Source organism: Chamaesiphon sp. OTE_20_metabat_361 (genome assembly GCF_031364565.1).
In genome coordinates this window covers 1-2,435 of sequence record NZ_JANLWO010000534.1, presented here as the reverse complement: position 1 = coordinate 2,435, position 2,435 = coordinate 1, and the positions used below count along the sequence as shown (strand labels likewise).

General features: G+C 47.1%; 3 protein-coding genes and 1 pseudogene. All 4 read right to left on the bottom strand.

From position 1 onward, the window contains the following. A partial coding sequence (locus tag RMO35_RS15370) for a DUF4079 domain-containing protein (protein ID WP_309742201.1) occupies positions 1–380 on the bottom strand: 380 nt, incomplete at its 3' end. A gap of 145 nt (positions 381–525) precedes the next feature. Then, the gene (locus RMO35_RS15365) at positions 526–891 is read right to left on the bottom strand and encodes a hypothetical protein (protein WP_309742200.1); all 366 of its coding nucleotides are present in this window, start codon (positions 889–891) and stop codon (positions 526–528) included. Between the two features lie 209 nt (positions 892–1,100). Beyond that, positions 1,101–1,868 (bottom strand): annotated as a pseudogene (locus RMO35_RS25390) (hypothetical protein). After that, positions 1,819–2,391: a response regulator transcription factor gene (locus RMO35_RS15355; RefSeq protein WP_309730652.1), complete on the bottom strand. Its 573-nt coding sequence runs from the start codon at positions 2,389–2,391 to the stop codon at positions 1,819–1,821. Before RMO35_RS15355 ends, RMO35_RS25390 begins: the two are co-directional and overlap by 50 nt. Positions 2,392–2,435: the final 44 nt, after the last annotated feature.

Sequence of the window (2,435 nt, the reverse complement as noted above, 5' to 3'; positions counted from 1 at the left end):
AGGATGGCAAATCCGCCTCGCCAGAGTCTAGTTTTGGCGCGGTAAAGTAATGATAATGATGCGATAGCCGCCACAAAAACAAGGCTAATTAAGATAACCTGGAATGGATTTCGCACCCACACTTGTTTATCTACAATATAGCCGAACACATCGACTGCAAATGCAATTAGGACGATACTCACCACCGAACCAGTCAGCCACCGACCTAATTGAGCATGTTCTGGGCCTGCACTGGGTGAAATTGCACTTTTGGCTCCTGTCGATACCTGCAACCGCCGCTGGCGAGTTTGGAGCGCACGATTGACAACTATGCCAATTAATGGAAATACCACGATCGCAGCAATAAATGGATGTAGTAATAAGATCGTATCTCTATCCATGAAAACCTCTTTAATATAAAATTTAATATCGAAGATAACTAAAAAAATAAAGGGGCAAAGGACAAAGATAATTCCCTCTTACCTTTCCCCCTATAAATACACAATGTTCGTACTAATAATTGCAAAAATCTAGCAAATCAGGCGATTACTTAACTTCATTTGCTGGAAATGCAGCTATTCTCCCTTTTTTAACAGCAACTACCACATCGTAAGTAGCGCAATAGGAGAAAGTGACATTATTGGCTTTGTTGTATAAATTGACGACCATTCCTGCCCCACCAGGTTGAACTCCCAGCGGTTCTAAGTCACCATAAAAGAACCGACGTAGCTGGTCGCCACCGCCAATCTGTCCCTTATTTTTAGTAATTAAACCGATTTTTTCCTGAACGGAGGGGCCTTCAGCGGCACTAGCAACTATCCCAACTGATGGAGTGAATGTCCCCGGTGCAACATGACCGACAGTAACCAATCCCAACAGTGCAGCACTGGTCAGTAAAGAAGTTAATTTCATAAAATTTAGGAATGAATATCGATAGAATGTGTTTCAGGTAAGCCCAACTGGCTCACTGAATTAACTATCGCAGCCAGCACTGAAAGCTATCTGAATTAGATCGATCGATTTCCTGAATTTATGCTGAAACTTTGCTCAGTTAAATCTCAGTAATTTCTCAGATTACCTACGAGATCGAGATCGCCTGCGATCCTCGATCAAAAGTACAACTATGCTGGTGCTAGCCAGAGCACTAGATTTCTCAGATAGATTTGGAGATCGGCGAGTGCCTGTGGTTCGGTCTGCATCGTGTTTCCGGGCGGCTCGGTGACAAAACTGGGGCAACCCATACTAATATCCCAGTTGTAATCACAAAAGTGATGAAATGTTGATTGGGCTACCGCTCTTCCCAGCAGATTACCTCAATCGTCTCGTTGGCGATTACCTCCGGTAGGCGTAGCCAACGAAAGCCACAATCAGGTTAAACTGACGATTTGTGACTAAGCTTTTGCCTGTAGCGATCTCCCGAGCATGGCCATTAACCGGAACTCCGACTGCACCCTCATGGGGATGGGCAAGAACTCAATGTGTCCAGACGAGTTGCATAGCGAACTACCCAAATTCATGTGATCGCGGGTAGTCAGGATGCCGCCGCCTTGCTGTCTAAATCGTGTAATGCCCTCACAGCCTCGTTGGCGTAGCCTCTCCTTTGGAGAATCGCCAATGCCATCAGCCACATCGACAGCAAACAACCACAGTTCGTCAAAATTATTCCGAGCGTCGTGAGACGACGCGCAAGCTTCAAGGGTACTCAGCACCGGATCGTTACCGTCAGCATCCGATTGGCGATCGCGGGATACAACCTCACATAATGGATTTCCCAATTCATCCTTGAGGGAGGACAGATACCGCTCCAATAACGAGAAGCGGGCGATACTCCAGTCATCATCAGTAGGGGTGATCGTGGTTTGTAGCAAAATTCGGAGCGGTTGTTTCATTGGCAATATCGCTCCGTATGACTTTGACCAGCAGACGCAGCACTGCTAATTCTCGCTCCGTGAGCGCGTCCGCTCGATCGACTCGTTCTGCTAGCTTCAGAGCAACTGTGGGGGCAATCTCCCGCTGCCCTTGATGCACCGATCTCACCGCATTCAGTAATTCTTTAGCGGTAGTATCTTTGAGCAAATAGCCTCTGGCTCCTGCTTGTAGCCCTCGATAGATATCAACATCGCCGTCATAGGTAGTTAGTACGATAATTCGGGCATCGGGGTCGTTAGTGCGGATTTGGGCGATCGCGGCGGCTCCTTCAAGTTTGGGCATCTGCAAATCCATCAGCGTCACATCAGGCTGGTGTTGCTGATAGAGATCCACCGCTTGTTCGTCAACTGATAAACTTAGCGAAACAGGTCGATCGAGTTCCCAACGATAAATGCCTTCACTGCTGATTTCAAATAGCGATCGATATAATTCTTCCGATTTCCTCAGTTCGTCGTCTTTCGCCTGACGCAGCGACCGCTTCATCTAGATTTTCAATCGTCAATAGTGCCTGAGCCGCAGCCGCATTT